Source organism: Streptomyces sp. NPDC043746 (assembly GCF_056436485.1).
Genome location: NZ_JBWKCM010000003.1, coordinates 135,309 through 154,484, shown reverse-complemented (window position 1 = coordinate 154,484; position 19,176 = coordinate 135,309). Strand labels below are relative to the sequence as shown.

12 protein-coding genes and 1 pseudogene are annotated in these 19,176 nt (G+C 72.2%); 7 read left to right on the top strand and 6 right to left on the bottom strand.

The genetic code is table 11. The annotated features are described in order from the left end of the window. Positions 1–175: 175 nt before the first annotated feature. A complete protein-coding gene (locus tag AC0682_RS04545) occupies positions 176–1,240 on the top strand; it encodes an LPXTG cell wall anchor domain-containing protein (protein ID WP_478530891.1) in 1,065 nt (354 codons plus the stop codon). Positions 1,241–1,322: 82 nt separating this feature from the next. Here AC0682_RS04545 and AC0682_RS04540 read toward each other — a convergent pair whose 3' ends face one another. Beyond that, positions 1,323–3,254, bottom strand: a complete 1,932-nt coding sequence (locus AC0682_RS04540) for an ABC transporter ATP-binding protein (RefSeq protein WP_478530890.1) — start codon at positions 3,252–3,254, stop codon at positions 1,323–1,325. Beyond that, a complete protein-coding gene (locus AC0682_RS04535; RefSeq protein WP_478530888.1) occupies positions 3,251–5,182 on the bottom strand; it encodes an ABC transporter ATP-binding protein in 1,932 nt (643 codons plus the stop codon). The genes AC0682_RS04540 and AC0682_RS04535 overlap by 4 nt, the downstream gene beginning before the upstream one ends. Positions 5,183–5,354: 172 nt before the next feature. On the opposite strand from AC0682_RS04535, the pseudogene AC0682_RS04530 reads away from it, so the two are divergent. Next, positions 5,355–5,477, top strand: a pseudogene (locus tag AC0682_RS04530) (LuxR C-terminal-related transcriptional regulator); the annotation flags it as partial. An 11-nt stretch (positions 5,478–5,488) separates the two neighbouring features. Here the strand turns inward: AC0682_RS04530 and glgX are convergent. After that, positions 5,489–7,789, bottom strand: coding sequence for a glycogen debranching protein GlgX (gene glgX, locus AC0682_RS04525; protein WP_478530887.1), 2,301 nt, complete (start codon positions 7,787–7,789; stop codon positions 5,489–5,491). 153 nt (positions 7,790–7,942) lie between these two features. Here glgX and AC0682_RS04520 point away from each other — a divergent pair, with 153 nt between their 5' ends. The 5 genes from AC0682_RS04520 (at position 7,943) to AC0682_RS04500 (ending at position 13,551) form a co-directional block, all read left to right on the top strand. Then, a complete protein-coding gene (locus AC0682_RS04520) occupies positions 7,943–9,193 on the top strand; it encodes a L,D-transpeptidase (RefSeq protein WP_478530886.1) in 1,251 nt (416 codons plus the stop codon). A 215-nt stretch (positions 9,194–9,408) separates the two neighbouring features. Next, a complete protein-coding gene (locus AC0682_RS04515; protein ID WP_103417344.1) occupies positions 9,409–10,653 on the top strand; it encodes a L,D-transpeptidase in 1,245 nt (414 codons plus the stop codon). 95 nt (positions 10,654–10,748) lie between these two features. Then, positions 10,749–11,516, top strand: a complete 768-nt coding sequence (locus AC0682_RS04510) for an enoyl-CoA hydratase/isomerase family protein (RefSeq protein WP_478530885.1) — start codon at positions 10,749–10,751, stop codon at positions 11,514–11,516. 293 nt (positions 11,517–11,809) lie between these two features. After that, positions 11,810–12,325, top strand: a complete 516-nt coding sequence (locus AC0682_RS04505; protein ID WP_254811637.1) for an ATP-binding protein — start codon at positions 11,810–11,812, stop codon at positions 12,323–12,325. A 404-nt stretch (positions 12,326–12,729) separates the two neighbouring features. Next, the gene (locus AC0682_RS04500) at positions 12,730–13,551 is read left to right on the top strand and encodes a polysaccharide deacetylase family protein (protein WP_478530883.1); all 822 of its coding nucleotides are present in this window, start codon (positions 12,730–12,732) and stop codon (positions 13,549–13,551) included. Between the two features lie 181 nt (positions 13,552–13,732). On the opposite strand, the gene AC0682_RS04495 is transcribed toward AC0682_RS04500, so the two are convergent. From AC0682_RS04495 to AC0682_RS04485, 3 genes are all read right to left on the bottom strand, one after another. After that, complete coding sequence (locus AC0682_RS04495) at positions 13,733–15,244, bottom strand: carboxylesterase/lipase family protein (protein ID WP_478530882.1); 1,512 nt, start codon at positions 15,242–15,244, stop codon at positions 13,733–13,735. A gap of 41 nt (positions 15,245–15,285) precedes the next feature. Further along, positions 15,286–17,595 (bottom strand): N-acetylmuramoyl-L-alanine amidase, encoded by a 2,310-nt coding sequence (locus AC0682_RS04490; RefSeq protein ID WP_478530881.1) that lies wholly within the window; start codon positions 17,593–17,595, stop codon positions 15,286–15,288. 294 nt (positions 17,596–17,889) lie between these two features. Beyond that, a complete protein-coding gene (locus AC0682_RS04485) occupies positions 17,890–18,867 on the bottom strand; it encodes a terpene synthase family protein (protein ID WP_478530880.1) in 978 nt (325 codons plus the stop codon). Between the last annotated feature and the right edge of the window lie 309 nt (positions 18,868–19,176).

The following is a 19,176-nucleotide window of genomic DNA, read 5'->3' as shown; positions in this document are numbered from 1 at the left end:
TGCTGTGTGCCACCTCACATGGCTCGGTCGCTGATCCGTACAACCGTCCACCCCTGACGCGGGTCAGACCCAGTGGCCCGACCCGTGTATCCCTTGACCTTCGAACCCGGGAGACGGCCCTCCCAGCCTTCGTGCCGCTCCGGCGGCACCCGGACTCCCCAGAGGACCCGAACGTATGAAGATCCGCCGCGCTCTGGCCGTCGCCGCAGCGACCGCCGTACTCGCCCCGGTCACCCTCCTCTCCTCCCCGGCCGCGTTCGCCACCACCCCCCCGGCCCCGGAGGCCGGTGAGAGCGCCTCCGCCACGCAGGAGGAGGCCGGGACGGACGCCGAGACCGAGCAGCCGGCGCCCGCTCCCGCCCCCGAGGAGGAGCAGGAGAAGGAGAAGGAGAAGCCCGCCGCCGAGGAGGGCGAGGAGAAGCCGCCCGCCGAGGAGGAGAAGGAGAAGCCCTCGGACGAGGAGGAGAAGCCGAAGGAGGGTGCCCCGTCGCCCTCCGCCACCGCGCCCGCCCCGTCGCCGTCCGCCACCCCGCCCGCCGACATCTGCGTCGACAGCGACCGGCCGACGACCGACAAGAACCTGCGCACCTCGCTCTCCGGTCTACCCTCCAAGGTCGTCGCCGGCAGCGGCTTCCACGCCTTCAAGCTGAATGTGGAGAACAAGGGCGACAAGACCTACGACCGCGTCGACCTGGCTCTCTTCGCCTTCCAGGTCGACACCGACACCTGGGACGAGACCACCGCGTACCTCACGCTCCAGTTCAAGAACCCCGAGACGGGCGTCTGGACGGACATCGTCCTCGACGAGGACGACGACGCCGAGGGCTACATCGGCTACACCGGCATCCGTGCCAAGGAGTCCTTCGCCATCGACGTGCGGCTGAGCGTCGACAAGAAGGCGCCCGCGGGCTTCGGGCTGGCCATCGCCACCGGTGTCTACGTGGACGACAAGGGCAACTGCGTCTTCCCCGACGGCGAGGCGTACTACGAGTTCGAGGTCCTCGCCGCAGGCAAGGACGCGGGCAAGCCGAACGAGGCCAAGCCCCAGACGGGCGGCAAGAAGCCGGTCACGGCCAAGCCGGTCGGCAACACGCCGATCAAGCCCGAGGGCACCCTGGCCCAGACCGGTTCGGACTCCAACCTGCCGGTCATCGCGACCATCGGCGGCGTGGCGATCCTCGCCGGTGCCGGTGTCGTCTTCGCCATGGGCCGCCGCCGCAAGGCCGACGCGGCCGTCTGAGGCTTTTCCCGTACGCCCTGATGGCTGTGGGCCCCGCCCGGAGGAGTCCGGACGGGGGCCACACCCCTGTGCGCGCCGCCGGTCAGACCAGGCTGTCCTTCCACGTCCGGTGCAGCCCCGCGAACCGGCCCGTGCCGCCGATCAGTTCGGCGGGTGCCCCGTCCTCGACGATCCGGCCGCCCTCCATCACCAGGACCCGGTCCGCGATCTCCACCGTGGAGAGGCGGTGGGCGATCACCACGGCCGTACGGCCGTGCAGCACCGTGTCCATGGCGTGCTGCACCGCCCGCTCGCCGGGGATGTCCAGGGAACTGGTCGCCTCGTCCAGGATGAGGACCGCCGGGTCCGCCAGCAGCGCGCGGGCGAAGGCGACCAACTGGCGCTGGCCCGCCGAGATCCGGCCGCCCCGCTTCCGTACGTCCGTGTCGTACCCCTCGGGCAGCGAGGCGATGAAGTCGTGCGCGCCGATCGCCTTCGCGGCCCGCTCGATATCGTCGCGGGTGGCGTCCGGGCGGCCGATCGCGATGTTCTCCGCCACCGTCCCGGAGAACAGGAACGCCTCCTGCGTCACCATCACCACGCCCTTGCGCAGCTCGGCCGTGGACAGGTCCCGCAGGTCCACCCCGTCCAGCAGCACCCGGCCCTCGGTCGGGTCGTAGAACCGGGCCAGCAGCTTGGCCAGCGTCGACTTGCCCGCGCCCGTCGAGCCGACGACCGCCACCGTGGCGCCCGCCGGAATGCGCAGGTCGAACGTGGGCAGCACCTCACCGCCCGTACGGTAGGCGAACCGCACCCCGTCGAAGACGACCTCCCGGCCCGGGTGTTCGCCGGTCAGGGCGGGCAGCTCCTTCGGCTCCGCCGCGTCCGGGACGGTCGGGGTCTGGGCCAGCAGGCCCGCGATCTTCTCCAGCGAGGCTGCCGCCGACTGGTAGGAGTTGAGGAACATCGCCAGCCGGTCGATCGGGTCGTACAGCCGGCGCAGATACAGCACCGCCGCCGCCAGCACCCCGAGCGCCAGCGTCCCGTCGGCCACCCGGTAGGCGCCCCAGAGCACCATCCCGGCCACGGCCGTGTTCGCCACCAGGCGGGAGCCGACCACATAGCGCGCCATCTCCAGCAGCGCGTCGCCGTTGCGCCGCTCGTGCACCCCGTTGAGCGCGGCGAACGCGGCGTCGTTGGCCCGCTCCCGGCGGAACGCCCGCACCGGGCGGATGCCGTTCATGGTCTCCGCGAACTTCACGATCACCGACGCGATGGCCGTGGACCGCGCCCCGTACACCACGGCCGCGCGCCGCCGGTAGAGCCGCACCAGCAGGTACAGCGGTACGAAGGAGAGTACGGCGATACCGCCGATGGCGAGGTCCAGCCAGAGCAGGATCAGCCCGATCGACACGAAGGAGAGGACGACCGTGATCAGCTCCTGGAGCCCCTCGCTCAGCAGCTCCTGGAGCGACTCGACGTCCGTGGTGGAGCGGGAGATCAGCCGCCCCGAGGTGTAGCGCTCGTGGAAGTCCACGCTCAACGCCTGCGCGTGGCGGAAGATCCGGCCGCGCAGGTCCAGCAGCGCGTTCTGGTTGATCCGGGCCGAGCCCCTGATGAAGGCGTACTGGAGCAGCCCCGCCCCCGCCGAGCAGAGCAGATAGCCGACCGCCACCGCGATCAGCGGCCCGTAGTCGTGGTCCCGGAACGCCGGGACCCCGCTGTCGATCGCGTACGCCACCAGCAGCGGGCCCGCCTGGACGGCCGCCTGCTGGAGCACCAGCAGCAGCGCGACGACGGCGACTCTGCCCCGCATCGGGCGGAGCAGGGAGAACAGGAGCGCCCGGGTCGCGCCGGGCGGGGCGGGCAGGTCGTCCTGGTCGAAGGGGTCGGGGGCCCCCGGGGCGGGAGCCGCCTTGCCGGGTGCCGGGCGGCTGGGCGCCGGACGGCCGCCTTCACTGGTGGCGGCGGGCCTTGCGGCCTCGCCGTCGTCGGCCGACGGGATGTGCCCGGCGTCGTCGGTGGTCGTGGTCATCGGGCGCCCTCCTCGGCAGGGACCTCGGTGGTCGTTACGGGGCCGGGGGCCGGGGCGTCGGGGTCCTCGCCGACACGGCCGGGACCTCCGCCCGGCCCTGTCGGCGAGGACGCGAGGGATCCGTCATCCGGGCCCGCCCCGAGGCCGCCCCCGCCCGGCTCCGCCCCCGACATCAGCCACGCGTACTCCGCGTTCGACCGCAGCAGCTCCTGGTGCGTGCCCACCGCCGCGATCCGGCCCTCCGACAGCAGTGCCACCCGGTCCGCCAGCATCACCGTCGAGGGGCGGTGCGCCACCACCACCGCCGTGGTCTCCTCCAGCACCCGGCGCAGCGCCGCCTCCACCAGCGTCTCCGTGTGCACGTCGAGCGCCGAGAGCGGGTCGTCCAGCACCAGGAAGCGCGGCCCGCCCACCACCGCACGGGCCAGGGCGAGGCGTTGGCGCTGGCCACCGGAGAGACTCAGGCCCTGCTCACCGACCTGCGTGTCCAGCCCCTCGGGCAGCTGGTGCACGAAGTCGGCCTGGGCCACCGCGAGCGCCCGGCGCACCTGCTCCTCGTCCGCGCCCTCGGCGCCCATCAGCACGTTCTCGCCGACCGTCGCGGAGAACAGCGTCGGCTCCTCGAACGCCACCGACACCAGCTCCCGCAGCCGCGCCCGCTCCATCGTGGCGATGTCCTCGCCGTCCAGCGTGATCCGCCCCCCGGTCACCTCGTGCAGCCGGGGGACCAGGGCGGTGAGCGTCGTCTTGCCGGAGCCCGTACCGCCCACCAGGGCCATGGTCTCGCCGGGCCGCACCTCCAGGTCGATCCGGGCCAGGACCGGCGGGGAACCGGGCTCCGCGTCCGGGTAGCGGAACTCCACCCCCTCGAAGACCAGCCCGGCGGGCGCCCTCGGAGCCCCCTCGCGAGCGTCGGCGGCGCCCGCCGTGTCCTGCTCCTCCGCCGCGTCCATCACCTCGAAGTACCGGTCGGTCGCCGTCGCCGCCTCCTGGCTCATCGCCAGCAGGAACCCGATCGACTCCACCGGCCACCGCAGCGCGAGCGCCGTCGACAGGAAGGCGACCAGTGTGCCCGCCGACAGCGAACCGTCCGCAACCTGGATCGTGCCCAGCACCAGCGCCGCACCGATCGCCAGCTCCGGGATGGTGGTGATGAGCGCCCAGATCCCGGCGAGCAGCCGGGCCTTGCCCAGCTCCGTGGAGCGCAGCCGCTGCGACAGCGCCTTGAACGCCTGGGCCTGGCTGCGGTGGCGGCCGAACCCCTTGACGATCCGGATGCCGAGCACGCTCTCCTCGACGACCGTGGTCAGATCGCCCGTCTGGTCCTGGGCCTTCCGCGCCACCAGCGAGTACTTCGTCTCGAAGACCGAGCACAGGATCACCAGCGGCACCACGGGCACCAGCAGCACCAGGCCGAGGGACCAGTCCTGTGCGAAGAGGATGACGAAACCGACCAGGATCGTCGCGGAGTTGACGACCAGGAAGGTCAGCGGGAACGCCAGGAACATCCGCAGCAGCATCAGGTCCGTCGTACCGCGCGACAGCAGCTGACCCGAGGGCCACCGGTCGTGGAAGGCCACCGGCAGCCGTTGCAGACGGCGGTAGAGGTCCGCCCGCATCGACGCCTCGACCCCGGCCAGCGGACGTGCCACCAGCCACCGCCGGAACCCGAACAGCACGGCCTCCGCGATGCCGAGCAGCAGGAGATACAGCGCCCCGAGCCAGACCCCGCCCGGGTCACGGTCGGCCACCGGACCGTCCACCATCCACTTCAGGATCAGCGGGATCACCAGCGACAGACAGGACGCCAGGATCGCCACGAAAGCGGCGGTGAACAGGCGGAGCCGTACCGGGCGGACATAGGGCCACAGACGCAGAAGGGAGCGCACGGCGGACCGGTCCGTGCGCTCTGCAGGCTTTTCGGGCATCAGAACCGACTGTACGTTTCACCACTGACATCGGTCCTCCCAATTTCGGCCGGGCCACGCAGACCACGCCGGCCGGCCACCCGGTCGCACCTCCGGGTCAACCGGTCGTACCCCCGCATCAACCGATCGGTCGATGCGGCGCCGAGCGTGCTGGCGGATACCGCCGTTTCCCGCCGAACTCTTCATCAGCGAGGCGACCGTGAAGACCCACCTCACCCATGTCTTCGCCAGGCTCGGCACCAGGGACCGGGCCGCGGCCGTCGCCGTCGGCTACGACCGGGGCATCCTCGGCTGACCTCCAGGGCCCTACGCGGCCACCCGCAGCAGCAGCACCGAGCGGGCCGGGACGCTCAGCTCCGTACCGCCGTCCAGGACCGTGCCCGGCGCGTCGGCCTGGTCCTCCCGGGAGGTGTCCAGGACCAGTTCGTAGCGCTCCGCCCACGGGGCGCCCGGCAGCGCGAAGGCGACCGGCTCCGCGCCCGCGTGCAGGATGGCCAGGAAGCTGTCGTCGGTGACCGGCTCGCCGCGCGCGTCCCGCCCGGGGATGTCCCGCCCCGAGAGGTAGAGCCCGAGCGTGGCGGCGGGTGCGTACCAGTCGCCCTCCGTCATCTCCCGGCCCTCCCGCGCGAACCAGGCCAGGTCCCGCAGTCCGTCCGGCGCCTGGGCCCGGCCGGAGAAGAACGCCCGGCGCCGCAGCACCGGATGGGTCTGGCGCAGCCGCAGCACCCGGGCCGTCAGCGCGGTCAGCTCCCGCCACTCGGGCTGCTCAAGCAGCGACCAGTCCAGCCACCCGATCTCGTTGTCCTGGCAGTAGGCGTTGTTGTTGCCGCCCTGGGTCCGGCCCATCTCGTCGCCCGCCACCAGCATCGGCACCCCGGTGGAGAGCAGCAGCGTGGTGAGCAGGTTGCGGAGCTGGCGGCGGCGCAGCGCGTTGATCCCCGGATCATCGCTCTCGCCCTCCGCCCCGCAGTTCCACGCCCGGTTGTCGTTCGTCCCGTCCCGGTTGCCCTCGCCGTTGGCCTCGTTGTGCTTGTGCTCGTAGGAGACCAGGTCGCGCAGGGTGAAGCCGTCGTGGGCGGTGACGAAGTTGACCGAGGCGTACGGGCGCCGCCCGCCCCAGGCGTAGAGGTCGCTGGAGCCGGTCAGCCGGTAGCCGAGGTCCCGTACGTCGGGGAGGGCGCCGCGCCAGAAGTCCCGTACGGCGTCGCGGTAGCGGTCGTTCCACTCGGTCCACAGGGGAGGGAACGCGCCGACCTGGTAGCCGCCGCTGCCGACGTCCCACGGCTCCGCGATCAGCTTGACCCGGCGCAGCACCGGGTCCTGGGCGATGACCGCGAGGAACGGGGAGAGCATGTCGACGTCGTACATCGAGCGGGCCAGGGCCGCCGCCAGGTCGAAGCGGAAGCCGTCGACGCCCATCTCGGTGACCCAGTAGCGCAGCGAGTCGGTGATCAGCCGCAGCACCTGGGGCTGGACGACGTGCAGGGTGTTGCCGCAGCCGGTGTAGTCGGCGTAGCGGCGCGGGTCGTGCTGGAGCCGGTAGTAGCCGCGGTTGTCGATACCGCGCAGGGAGAGCATCGGGCCCAGCTCGCCCGCCTCGGCGGTGTGGTTGTAGACGACGTCGAGGATGACCTCGATCCCGGCGCTGTGCAGGGCGCGCACCATCCGCTTGAACTCCCCGACCTGCTGTCCGGCGGTGCCGGAGGCGGAGTAGTCGGCGTGCGGGGCGAAGTAGCCGATGGAGTTGTAGCCCCAGTAGTTGTGCAGCCCGCGCCGCAGCAGATGGTCCTCGTGGGCGAACTGGTGGACCGGCAGCAGCTCCACCGCCGTCACCCCGAGCCGGGTGAGATGGTCGATCGCGGCCGGGTGCGCGAGCCCGGCGTAGGTTCCGCGCAGCTCGGGCGGGATGTCCGGGTGGAGCTTGGTGAAGCCGCGTACGTGGAGCTCGTAGATGACCGAGTCGGCCCACGGGGTCTTGGGGCGCCGGTCCTCCACCCAGTCGTCGTCATCGTGGACGACCACGCCTTTGGGGACGTGGGGGGCGGAGTCGCGCTCGTCGCGCACGGTGTCGGCCACATGCTGGTCGGGCCAGTCCCTCATATGGCCGTACACCTCGGGCGGCAGCGTGAAGGTGCCGTCGACCGCACGGGCGTACGGGTCCAGGAGCAGCTTGGCCGCGTTCCAGCGGGCACCGGTCCAGGGGTCCCAGCGGCCGTGCACCCGGTAGCCGTACCGCTGACCGGGCCGCACCCCGGGCAGGAAGCCGTGCCAGATCTCGTGGGTCAGCTCGGTGAGCGGGCAGCGGGTCTCGGCGCCGTCCGCGTCGAAGAGGCACACCTCGACCGCCTCGGCTCCGCCCGCCCAGAGCGCGAAGTTGGTGCCCGCCACCCCGTCGGGGCCGACCCGGAAGCGGGCTCCGAGCGGCATGGGCGCCCCGGGCCACACGACGGGGGCGCGGGGCGCCGCCCGTACGGCTTCGGTGGCCGCCGCGATCCCCGTGCCCTGCGACCGTAGGGTGACGGGGGCGGCCCGCCCCGGTGGCCGGCCGGGCTCCACCGCCCTCCCGGCCGGCTCCTGTACTGCCTCCTGCTCGGCTGCGCTCGACACGTGTCGCCTCCCGCGGCTCATGAGGACGGGCACCGGACAGGGGGCGCGCGACGTCCCGGCCGCGGCCCTCTCCTGGCAGTCCTTCCCTCTGTTCTGCCCACCGCGGGCCCCGCTCTCACGTTTCCCCCGACCGGCCCTGGTCGTTGGGGGAGCGTGAACCACGTAGCGAAGAGCGCACGGGCGGGCTCGGCCACCGTGCTGACAGGGGCGGGGCTGCTCACCGTACTGGCCGTGTTGGTCCTGCTGACCGGATGCACCGGTACGGGAGAGGCCCCGCTGAACGGCAAACCGGGCTCTCCCGGCGATGTGATCAGCATCTTCCCCGAGGACGGGGCGAAGGAGGTCGGCGCGGAGACCCGGATCCGGGTGCGGATCCCCGACGGCCGACTGGAGAGCGTCAAGGCGATGCGGATCGAGGACGCCCAGCAGCAGACGGTGGCGGGGCGCATCGCCGCCGACGGCCTCTCCTGGGAGCCCGAGCCCGGCGCGGCCCGGCTCGCCCTGGCCGCGAAGTACAGCATCGACGCGGTGGCGGTGGACGCGTCCGGCCGGCGCTCGGCCCGCCACGCCACGTTCACCACCCTCGTGCCCGAGCACCGCTTCATCGGCTACTTCAAGCCGGAGAACCGGTCCACCGTCGGCACCGGCATGATCGTCTCCTTCTCCTTCAACCGGCCCATCACCGACCGCGCGGCCGTGCAGCGGGCGATCCGGGTGACGGCGAAGCCGGAGGTGGAGGTGGTCGGCCACTGGTTCGGCAAGGACCGGCTGGACTTCCGCCCCCGGGAGTACTGGAAGCCGGGCACGGAGGTCACCGTGGACATCGGGCTGCGGGACGTGGAGGGCGCGCCGAAGGTCTACGGCAGCCAGGACAGGAAGGTCGTCTTCACGGTCGGCCGCTCCCAGGTCTCCCTGGTGGACGCGGAGGCCAAGACCATGGAGGTGAGGCGGGACGGGAAGCTGGTCAGTACGGTCCCGATCACGGCGGGGGCCCCGAAGACGACCACGTACAACGGGAAGATGGTCGTCACCGAGATGCACGAGGTGACCCGGATGAACGGGGCCACCGTCGGCTTCACGGACGAGGAGGGCAAGGGCGAGTACGACATCAAGGACGTCCCGCACGCCATCCGGCTCACCACTTCCGGCACCTTCCTGCACGGCAACTACTGGGCCGACACGTCCGTCTTCGGCAAGGAGAACGTCAGCCACGGCTGCATCGGCCTGCGCGACGAGAAGGGCGGCAGCGCCACCGCCCCGGGCGGCTGGTTCTTCGACCGGACGCTGATCGGGGATGTGGTGGAGGTCGTCAACTCCAAGGACAAGAAGGTCGCGCCGGACAACGGGCTCAGCGGCTGGAACCTGGACTGGAAGCAGTGGAAGGCCGGCTCGGTCGTGCGCTGACGCCCCTCCCGCCCCCGCGGGCACCACCGCGCCGCCCCCGTCCCGCACCCCGCCCCACCTGCACGGCTCTCCCCGCCACTTGGGACGGAACGGTGACATTCCGGAGGGGATCCACCGCACCGACGGTGTGATTATCTTGCGTGGAGCGAGCGCGTATGTGCAGCGCGCGGGGGATGCGGGCCATGGCAGTGCCAGGCCCAGCGAGGGGAGACACAGTGAACGGGCAGCCGATATCGGGGGCATCGGCCGGGGCGGGCAGGAAGCGGCGCGGCGGATCGGGGCCCCTGGCCCTGGCTCTGGGAGCGATGCTGCTGCTGGTGACGGCATGCGGCGGGGACGCGGAGGCGGGCGGCAAGGGCGGTGGCCAGAGCAGCCCTAAGGCGGAGGACACCACGGCCTCGCAGGCGGTGGTGACCATCGCGCCGGAGGACGGCGCGGACTCGGTGGCGACCAGCGGCGCGCTGAAGATCACCGCCGCGCAGGGCAAGCTGACCACGGTCAAGGTCGCGGACCCCAAGGGCAACGAGGTCGCGGGCGAGATCGCGGCCGACGGCGCGAGCTGGACGCCGGAGCGCCACCTCGCCGCCGCCACCAAGTACACGGTCCACGCGGTCGCCAAGGACGCGAAGGGCCGGGAGTCGGCCAAGGACACCACCTTCACCACGCTGGTGCCGGCCAACACCTTCATCGGCCACTACACGCCGGAGGACGGCTCCACCGTCGGTGTCGGGATGCCGGTCTCCATCAACTTCACCCGGGGCATCACCGAGCCCGCCGCCGTGGAGAAGGCCATCAAGGTGACGGCCGACCCGCCGGTCGAGATCGAGGGCCACTGGTTCGGCAACGACCGCCTCGACTTCCGCCCGGAGCACTACTGGAAGCCCGGTACGAAGGTGACCGTCGAACTGCACCTGGACGGCGTCGAGGGACGGCCGGGGGTCTACGGCAAGCAGGCCAAGACGGTGACGTTCACCATCGGCCGCTCCCAGGTCTCCACCGTGGACGCGAGCACCAAGCGGATGAAGGTCGTCCGTGACGGCAAGGAGATCAAGGACATCCCGATCTCCGCGGGCGCCCCGGCGACCACCACGTACAACGGTCAGATGGTCATCAGCGAGAAGCTCAAGGTGACCCGGATGAACGGCGACACCGTCGGCTTCGGCGGCGAGTACGACATCAAGGACGTCCCGCACGCCATGCGGCTCTCCACCTCGGGCACCTTCCTGCACGGCAACTACTGGGGCGCCCCGTCCATCTTCGGCACGACCAACACCAGCCACGGCTGCGTCGGTCTGCGCGATGTGCGCGGCGGCTACGACAGCCAGACCCCGGCGGCCTGGTTCTACAACAAGTCGATGATCGGTGACGTCGTCATCGTGAAGAACTCCAAGGACAAGCAGATCCAGCCGGACAACGGCCTCAACGGCTGGAACATGGACTGGGAGGAGTGGAAGAAGTAGAGCTTCCTCCACCCCGCGCTACGCGCGTGAGCGGACCCGGTGCTGTGACCAACGGCACCGGGTCCGCCCGCGTTAGCAGTGGTTAACCTGCCTCCATGACTGTGACCCTCGAAGTAAGCGACAACGTCGGGACGATCCGGCTGGACCGGCCGCCGATGAACGCCCTGGACGTGGCGGTCCAGGACCGGCTGCGGGAGCTGGCCGAGGAGGCCACCCGGCGCGAGGACGTCCGCGCGGTGGTCCTCTACGGCGGCGAGAAGGTGTTCGCGGCGGGAGCGGACATCAAGGAGATGCAGGCGATGGACCACACCGCGATGGTCCTGCGCTCCAAGGCGCTCCAGGACTCCTTCACCGCAATCGCCCGCATCCCCAAGCCCGTCGTCGCGGCCGTCACCGGCTACGCGCTCGGCGGCGGCTGCGAACTGGCCCTCTGCGCCGACTACCGCATCGCCGCGGAGAACGCCAAGCTCGGCCAGCCGGAGATCCTGCTCGGGCTGATCCCGGGCGCCGGCGGCACCCAGCGCCTGGCCCGGCTGATCGGCCCGTCCCGCGCCAAGGACCTCATCTTCACCGGCCGGATGGTCAGGGCGGAGGAGGCCCTGACGCTCGGTCTGGTGGACCGGGTGGTCCCGGCCGCGGAGGTCTACGAGCAGGCGCACGCCTGGGCCGCCCGGCTGGCGAAGGGCCCCGCGCTGGCGCTGCGCGCCGCCAAGGAGTCGGTGGACGCGGGCCTGGAGACGGACATCGACACCGGGCTCACCGTCGAGCGGAACTGGTTCGCCGGACTGTTCGCCACCGAGGACCGCGAGCGCGGGATGCGCAGCTTCGTGGAGGAGGGCCCGGGGAAGGCGGAGTTCCTCTGAGCGGCCGCCGGGCGGCCACCGGCGCTCCCTCCGTTCCTCCCGTTCGGCCTCCCCGGACGCGCTTCTGACGGGGGTTCATCCCTCCGGGCGGATTATCCGGGCCTTAAGGCAACCTTAAGGCCCGGTGCCGTATCCCTCCGGGCGAGCCCGCCCGACCGGTGTATCGCCGCAGTTCAGTGGGGTTGCGAAGGCCCTTGTTGTGCCTCTGGCATATGCCGAGAGCCTGCTGCGGAATGGTGTGCTCCGGGGGGCGGATTCCGTCGGAACGGCCCCGGGGGCCGGAGTGTGCGTCCATGATGGTGGGCATGGCGGGCCTGGAGGATGTGGATCAGCCGCGACCGCGCAGCAGCGCGACCGCGGCACGGTGGACGTCGGGCATGGATGACGAACAGGCGTTCAAGGCGCTGGAGTTGTTCGGAAATCCGGCCGAGGCGGAAGTCCGGCTGCCGTCGCGGCCGGAGTCCGCGGCGACGGCCCGCCGCCTCACCTCCTGCGTGGTGCTCCGGCAGTGGGCGCTCTCCGCGCAGACCGCCGAGTACGCGGTGCTGCTCGTCTCCGAACTCGTCGGCAACGCGGTGCGCCACACGGGGGCCCGCGTCTTCGGGTTACGGATGGTGCGCCGCCGGGGCTGGATCCGGATCGAGGTGCGCGACCCCTCGCGCGGGCTGCCGTGTCTGATGCCGGTGCGCGAGATGGATGTCAGCGGTCGCGGGCTCTTCCTCGTGGACAAGCTCTCCGACCGGTGGGGGGTGGATCTGCTGCCGCGCGGCAAGACCACCTGGTTCGAGATGCGGATCTCCGACCGCTGATGCGGCGGGCCGGCGCGGTGCCCTCTCCTGGACGCGCAGAAGCCCCCGGTCGGCCGGGGTGCGGCGCTGCGGGGGCTTCTGAGGGGGCCGTGAAAGGTGGGGTGTGTTCACGGCCGCTGATGGCGACCTCGCCCGGGTCAATGGGGGTCGTGGCTCCGACTATGGCAGACGGGGGACCTCGGTGCCAAAGGAGCATTTGGGGTAATTCTGGTGTCAAGCAGGCATCTCGTGGCTGAATCATAGGTGTGCTCGGTCACTTGCCTGGCTTTCCATGTATTTTTATGAGGCTGCTTGAATGATTCCTAGATCATCCAAGGGATCGCTCAATCGTTACATTTCGCCCGTCCCGCCTCTACTGTGTCCCCGGGATTCCGTGGACGGTGGGGAAGGCGAGGTGGTCGGGCATGGGCGGGCGCGAGCGGCCGGTGCACCGCCGGGACGCGCTGGGCGCCGGGGCCGGGCTCCTCGCGTCGGTCTTCGCGGCGGGGTGCGCGCGCGGCGGCGGGGAGGGAGCCGGACCGGGAGGGACCGGGGGCGGGGCGCCCGCCTCCTCGCCCCCGGCCCCGGCCTCGTACGGGTCGACTGCCGAACCCGCCGGGCCGCGCCGCTTCCCCGGGTGGCCCGGGGTGGTCGCCCACGGTCCCCGCGACCGGCCCCGTATCGCCCTCACCTTCGAGGGGCGGGGCGACCCCGGCCTCGCCCGTGCCGCGCTCTCCCGGATCGAGCGGGCCGGGGCGCGGGTCACCGTCCTCGCCGTCGGCAGCTGGCTGGAGGCGCATCCGGAGCTGGCCCGCCGGATCCTGGACGGCGGCCACGAGATCGGCAACCACACCCAGCACCACCCGGACCTGGCCGCCCTCGCCGAGCGCGACGAGCGCTCCGCGTACGAGGAGATCGCCGCCTGCGCCCGGGCGCTGCGCCGGCTCACCGGCTCCATCGGCACCTGGTTCCGCCCCTCGCCCGGCCCCGGCGCGACCGCCCCCGTCCAGCGCCTCGCCCTGCGGGTCGGCTACCCGCACGTCCTCGGCTACGACGTCGAGTCGCGCGACCACGCCGCGACCGGGGTGCCGGCCGTCCTGCGCAAGGTGACCGGCGAGCTGCGGCACGGTTCCGTGGTGGGGCTGAGCCTCGCGCGGCCGGTCACCGTCGCCGCGCTGCCGCTGCTCCTCACCGAGGTCGACCGGCGCGGCCTGCGCGCGGTCACGGCCACCGAGCTGCTGAGCTGATGCCACGAGGGCTTCGTGCCCGGGGCGTCCGGCCCGTCACCCGCACAGCCGGGCGATCCGGTCCTGCCCGCGCCGGCGGCCCGGGGGCGGATGCCGAGGGACGACGACCCGGCCGTCGCCCACCTCCCCGCCCGTCGCGAACAGCTCGTGCCGGGCGTGGTGGTGGCCGGGTCCGCCATCCTCACCGCGGTCCCCGACCCGCGCGGGATCTCCCCGCGGCCCTGGTCGGCCGGTACGGCTCCCAGCCCCGCAGCTCGTCGTCGCGCGGGGCCAGGACCACGGCCGGGCCGCCCTCGGCCCCATGGCCGAAGAACCGCACCGGCCGCCGGGCGTCCCAGGACGGCCAGCCGGGGTCGCCCGTCGTCGCGAAGTCCACCCAGGCCCGGTGCATCGCGTCCGCCAGCTCCTGCGGGGCGTCCGGGCCGGTCAGGGCCCTCGTGTCGGGGTGGGCCAGGGTGTCGAAGACGAAGCCCAGCTCCAGCGCGTGACAGGCCCCGAGCCGCTGTACGGGGGTGGGCCAGCCGAACTCGTAGACGTACGTGGACCCCTCGGCGCCCGCCCGCGCGTCGGCCAGCCGGTTGAGCGGGACGCGCAGCAGCAGGTCCGTGGCGAGGGCGCCGAGGAGTTCGCCGGGGGTGGCGTCGGGGCGGTTGGCCCGGTAGGTGCGGGCGGTGGCGCCCGGGACCCCGAACTTCAGCAGCGCCAGGCGGAGCTTGAGCCGGCTGATCCGTTCGGTGAGGCCGCTGGGGACGAACCAGAGCCGGTACTCCTCGGTGTTCGCCCCCATCAGCAGGTCGACCCCGGCCGCCGCCCCCGTACGCAGCGCCTCGGCCGGGTCCCGGGCCAGCAGCTCGCCGTCCACCACGAGCTGGAAGGAGTTGCGGCCGGTCAGCGGGTTGCCGCCGCTCGTCACCGCGGTCTGCGCGGCCAGCAGCGCCTCCGGGGCCACGGCGGCCAGCGCGGCGGCCGTGGCCGGGACGCCGAGCCGCCGGGCGATCAGCCCGGTCGTCCCGCGCGCGGCCTCAGGGTCCAGGGCGGCGGGCGCCCCGCTCTGGAGCACCGCCCGCCGGAACAGCCCCGCCGCCCGGTCCGTGGCCAGCAGCGCGGCCACGCTCACCGCCCCCGCCGACTCCCCGGCCACCGTCACCCGGTCCGAGTCGCCGCCGAACGCCGCGATGTTCTCCCGCACCCACTCCAGGGCGGCCAGCTGGTCCAGCAGCCCCCGGTTGGCGGGCGCGTCCGGGAAGAGCCCGAAGCCCTCGACGCCCAGGCGGTAGTTGACCGAGACCAGCACCACCCCGTCCCGGGCGAAGGCGGAGCCGTCGTAGACCGGCACCGCCGAGGAGCCGTGCAGCAGCGAACCGCCGTGGATCCACACCAGGACGGGGAGCCCCGCGGCCCCCGTGGAGGGCGTCCACACATTGAGGTTGAGCCACTCCTCGCCCGGCACCTCCGGGTCCGGCAGCAGCCGGTCCAGCGGCGGGGTGTAGGGGCGCTTGGGGGCGGTCGGCCCGAAGACGAGGGCTTCCCGTACGCCCTCCCACGGCTCCGGCGGCTCCGGCGCGCGGAACCTCCGAGCGCCCACCGGCGCAGCCGCGTAGGGGATGCCGCGGAAGACCGCGACATTTCCCTCCACCGCACCGCGTACCGTGCCCTGAGCGGTCCTGGCCGTGGCCTCCACGATGTCGGACATGGTGTGTGCCAACCCCTCTCGCGGTGCGGTGGTGGAGCCGCCTACTTCAGATAGACCAGACCGTCCGTGGTGATGGCCGGGCGGCCCTTCGTACCGACCACCACGATCTTGACCGTGTGCTTGGCGCTGGTGGACCAGGACTGGGTCCAGATCGCGTCCCGGTACTTGGTGGAGGCGGACTTCAGGTCCACCGTGGCGACCTTCTTGCCGTCGACGTAGACGTATGCCTGCCCCGAAGTGGCGGCCCGTGACACCACCCAGGCGGCTGACCGGCCGGTGAACGTCCAGGTGAGGCTCGCGTCCTTGGCGCTGCTGGTCAGGGACTTGCCGCCCAGATAGCTGGAGGAGGACTTCGCCGTCCACTTCCCGGTCTTCGCGGCGGCGGTCTCCTGGAGGATCACCGGGGTGCCGGAGACCGAGGCGGCGGCCGTGTTGCCCGCGTGGTCGTACGCCGTCATCCTCCAGGCGGTCGCCGCGCCGGACTTCGCGGTGTGCGAGGCGCTGCCCGTCGTCGGGCCGTACGTCTTCGCGACGGGCGCGGTGAGCCGGACCTCCTTCAGGGCGGTGGTGTCGGTGGCCTTCCACTTCAGGGTGACCGGGACGGCGGCGGTGTTCACCGTGCCGGTGCGCAGGGTGAGGGCCGGCTTGGTGGTGAAGACGGGGGGCGTGCGCTCGACGACGACCGTGGCGGCGGGCGAGGTGGTGACCTTGCCCGACTGGTGGGTGGCCCGTACCTGGACGGAGTGCTTGCCGAGCGCGAGGGTGGCCGGGGCCGACGTGACGTTGCCCTTGACGGCGGCCACCGGCTTGCCGCCGACGAGGAGTTCGTACCCCTTGACGAAGGCGGCGGGCGTGGTCGTCTTCCAGCCCACGGTGACGGTCGACTTCGTGTAGTACGTGGAGCCGGAGGCGCTCGCTCCGCTCATCGAGGAGACGGTGAGACCGGTGACCGTGCCGCCGGCCGTCGAGCGGATGCCGGGGAGCTGGTTGTAGAGGCCGAGGCCGGGGCACTCGGTGGCGAACCCGTCCCGGTGGCCGGAGATCTGCTGGAAGGGGTACTGCTGCCCGGCGGTGAACTCCTTGTGCACGGCGTTCTTGCCGTTCGCCCCGGCGGTCAGCTGGACCGTGCCCGTCGGGTCGCCCTTGTACTGGCCGAGCTTCCAGGCGGCGACCCGGGCGACCGCGGTGGTCGCGGCGCTGCTGGCCGGGGTCTGGGTGTGCAGGCCCATCACGGCGATCCCGGCGGTGTCCCGGTTGAAGCCGTAGGTGTGGGCGCCCATCACGGGCCGGTCCACCCCGCCCTTGCGGCCCTCGAAGACGGTGCCGCACTTGTCGACCACGAAGTTGTAGCCGAGGTCCTTCCACTTGTTGGACTTCACGTGGTAGGTGTGCAGCGCGCGCACCATCGCCGGGGAGTCGGCGCAGGAGTAGTCGTTGGTCTGCGTGGTGTGGTGGACGAAGACCGCCTTGACCGAGGCCATGTAGTCCGGCGACTCGTTGTTGAGCGACTCGTCGGCCTTCCAGGCGGTCCGCGAGACGATCGGCGGCTGCGGGACGGTGGACGGCGGGCCGGGCGGCAGCGGCGGGGTCGTGGAGGCGGTGGGGGTCGGCGAGGCGGAAGGCGTCGGGGACGCGGTGGTCGCGCTCGGGGTGGGGCTCGGGGACGGCGGCGTCGGGGACGGGGCCGTCGGCGTGGGGACCGGGTCCTGGGTCGGCTCCTCCGTCGGCTCCCCGGGGGCGGGCTCGTCGGACGGTTCCGGTTCCGGCTCCGCGGAGGGGGACTCGTCGGTGGTGAACGCGGCGGGCTCGGCGGCGAAGGCGGCCGGTCCGGCGGCGAGCGGGGTGGTCCGGCCGCCGGGGTCGACGGTGTCCAGCCGCAGCCCGTCGGGCAGTCCGGCCTTCGCCCCGTCGGCGGCGCGGATCCGGACCTCGACGCCGTCGGAGGGGCCGACCCAGCGCGGCTCGGTGGTGCCCCGGACGCCGGACCGGCGGGCCTCGGTGCGGCCGTCGATCTCGGTGTCCAGCGGCAGCCAGCCGGTCCACTCGCCGGTGGCGGCGGAGCGGGTACGCGCCTCCACCCGGCCGGTCACCTTGGCGGCGGGGTCGGTCCAGGTCACGCCGAGCAGGCTGAAACGGTCGGTGGAGCGCCGGCCGAGCGAGGCGGAGGTGCCGTCCCCGGAGGTCTTGAGCGGGGTGTGGTACACCTCGGGCTCAGCCGCCCCGGGAGCGGACTTGGCGTCCGTGTCACGGCCGGGGGAGGAGCTTCCCGTCATACCGTGGAAGACCAGGGTGCCCGTCACGGCGGCCGTGGCGACGGCGGCCGTGGTCCATATTCTTCGCTGTGATCTCACGTGTCGCTATCCCCGGGGACGGTGGTGGAAGGCATGGCATTCCGACCGGTCAGTCGCTGACCGGGGGCACGACACGGTCGTCGGCCCGGCCGGTGGGGCGACCCGGGACATGCTTGCGCGGCACAGTCTCCCACGCGATCGCTTCTGACCGTTCCCGTTCCTTCCCGATCGGACGCGATGTGATGCGATCGACCGCTACCGGAGGGGCGGCTGGGGTGGTTTCGGCCGATTCGCTCCCTCTCGGCCGGGGGCCGGAAGGCTCCCGCCCTCCGGCCCCCGTACGCCACGGTGCTCTCAGGCGGCGAAGTACCGGGACATCGAGTTCCGTGCCTCCAGCTCCACCAGGTCCGGCCGAGTGTAGCGCTCGGCGCGCGCGTGATAGTCGAAGTCGCCCCGCACGAGCCCCCGGTAGTCCTGTACGCAGCGCTCCAGCGCGGCCCGGGTCGAGGGGCCGACCCTCGCGGCCTCGATCTCCTCGATCAGTTCCTTCTCCGCTCGCACCACTCGCTCGGCGATACGGGCGAGTTGAATCCCGGCCTCGTCGACGGCTTCCTGGAGCGTGGAGCCCCGGTCGCGCTGGAGGAGCCGTACCGCATTGTGCTCGTAGCCGAGCGCGGCCTCTTTCTCGAACGAGCAGATGTCGTTGCAGAGGCCCGAGTGATCGGTCACCGCGTTCCGCAGGGCGATGTACGCGGGCAGGCTGCGGGCGGAATCCGGCAGATCGATTCCGGCGGTGATCTCGTGCAGATCCAGGAAGGGCTGCATGGCCACCGAATCCCGGCGGTGCTTGACGAAGTCCACCCGGCTCGGCACCTGCCCGGCCGCCCGCTCGACCGCCTCGGCGTAGTACGTCCAGAGCCAGGCCGCCGTGTCCCGCCGGAACTGCCTGTTCCACTGGGGGGACCGGTCGCGGCAGGTCCGCTCGCGCAACCCGGCCAGCGCCCGCTCCATCGGCCCGTGCGGCTCGGCCCCGTCGAACACGTCCACCAGCCGGGTGATCGCCGCCTCGCACATCAGGGGGTCGCGCCCGGCCGGGCCGTCGTCGAACTCGTCGTCCACCAGGAAGGCCCAGAACAGCCATTGGCAGAAGAGGTCGAGATGATCCTGCGAGGCTTTCGGGAAGACGAGGGAAATCCAGAGTTCGGGCCGTGTGCGGATCATCTTCCGGCGGGCCGGGACCGAAAGGATCAACCCCTCCGCCTCCGCCCATTCCCAGGCCGCCTCCCTGGTTTCGTCCAGGCCTGGATTGCACCCCGCGCTGGCGAACGGCATGTGAAACGCCGGTAACGTTATCTGGCTCATTGCAGCCCCCTCGTCGACGAGTACGGACGGGTGATGCGCACCGCGCATTTCCGGTGATCGTGAGGATGCACGGCCGCCGGAGCTGGGCCCGAGAGCCGCGGAAGGCGATCACGTCACCATGTGTGATGCCCAGTCAACCGCTTGTGGAGCCGTGAAGGGAAGCCATATGTGACCGGAATTGCTTCATCGAACCGAACAGCTGAGCAGATATGAGCAGTTGAGGGGCTTCTGGGGTTGAACGTGACGGTGAGGGGTCTGTGCCTCTGGAATATGCGTCCT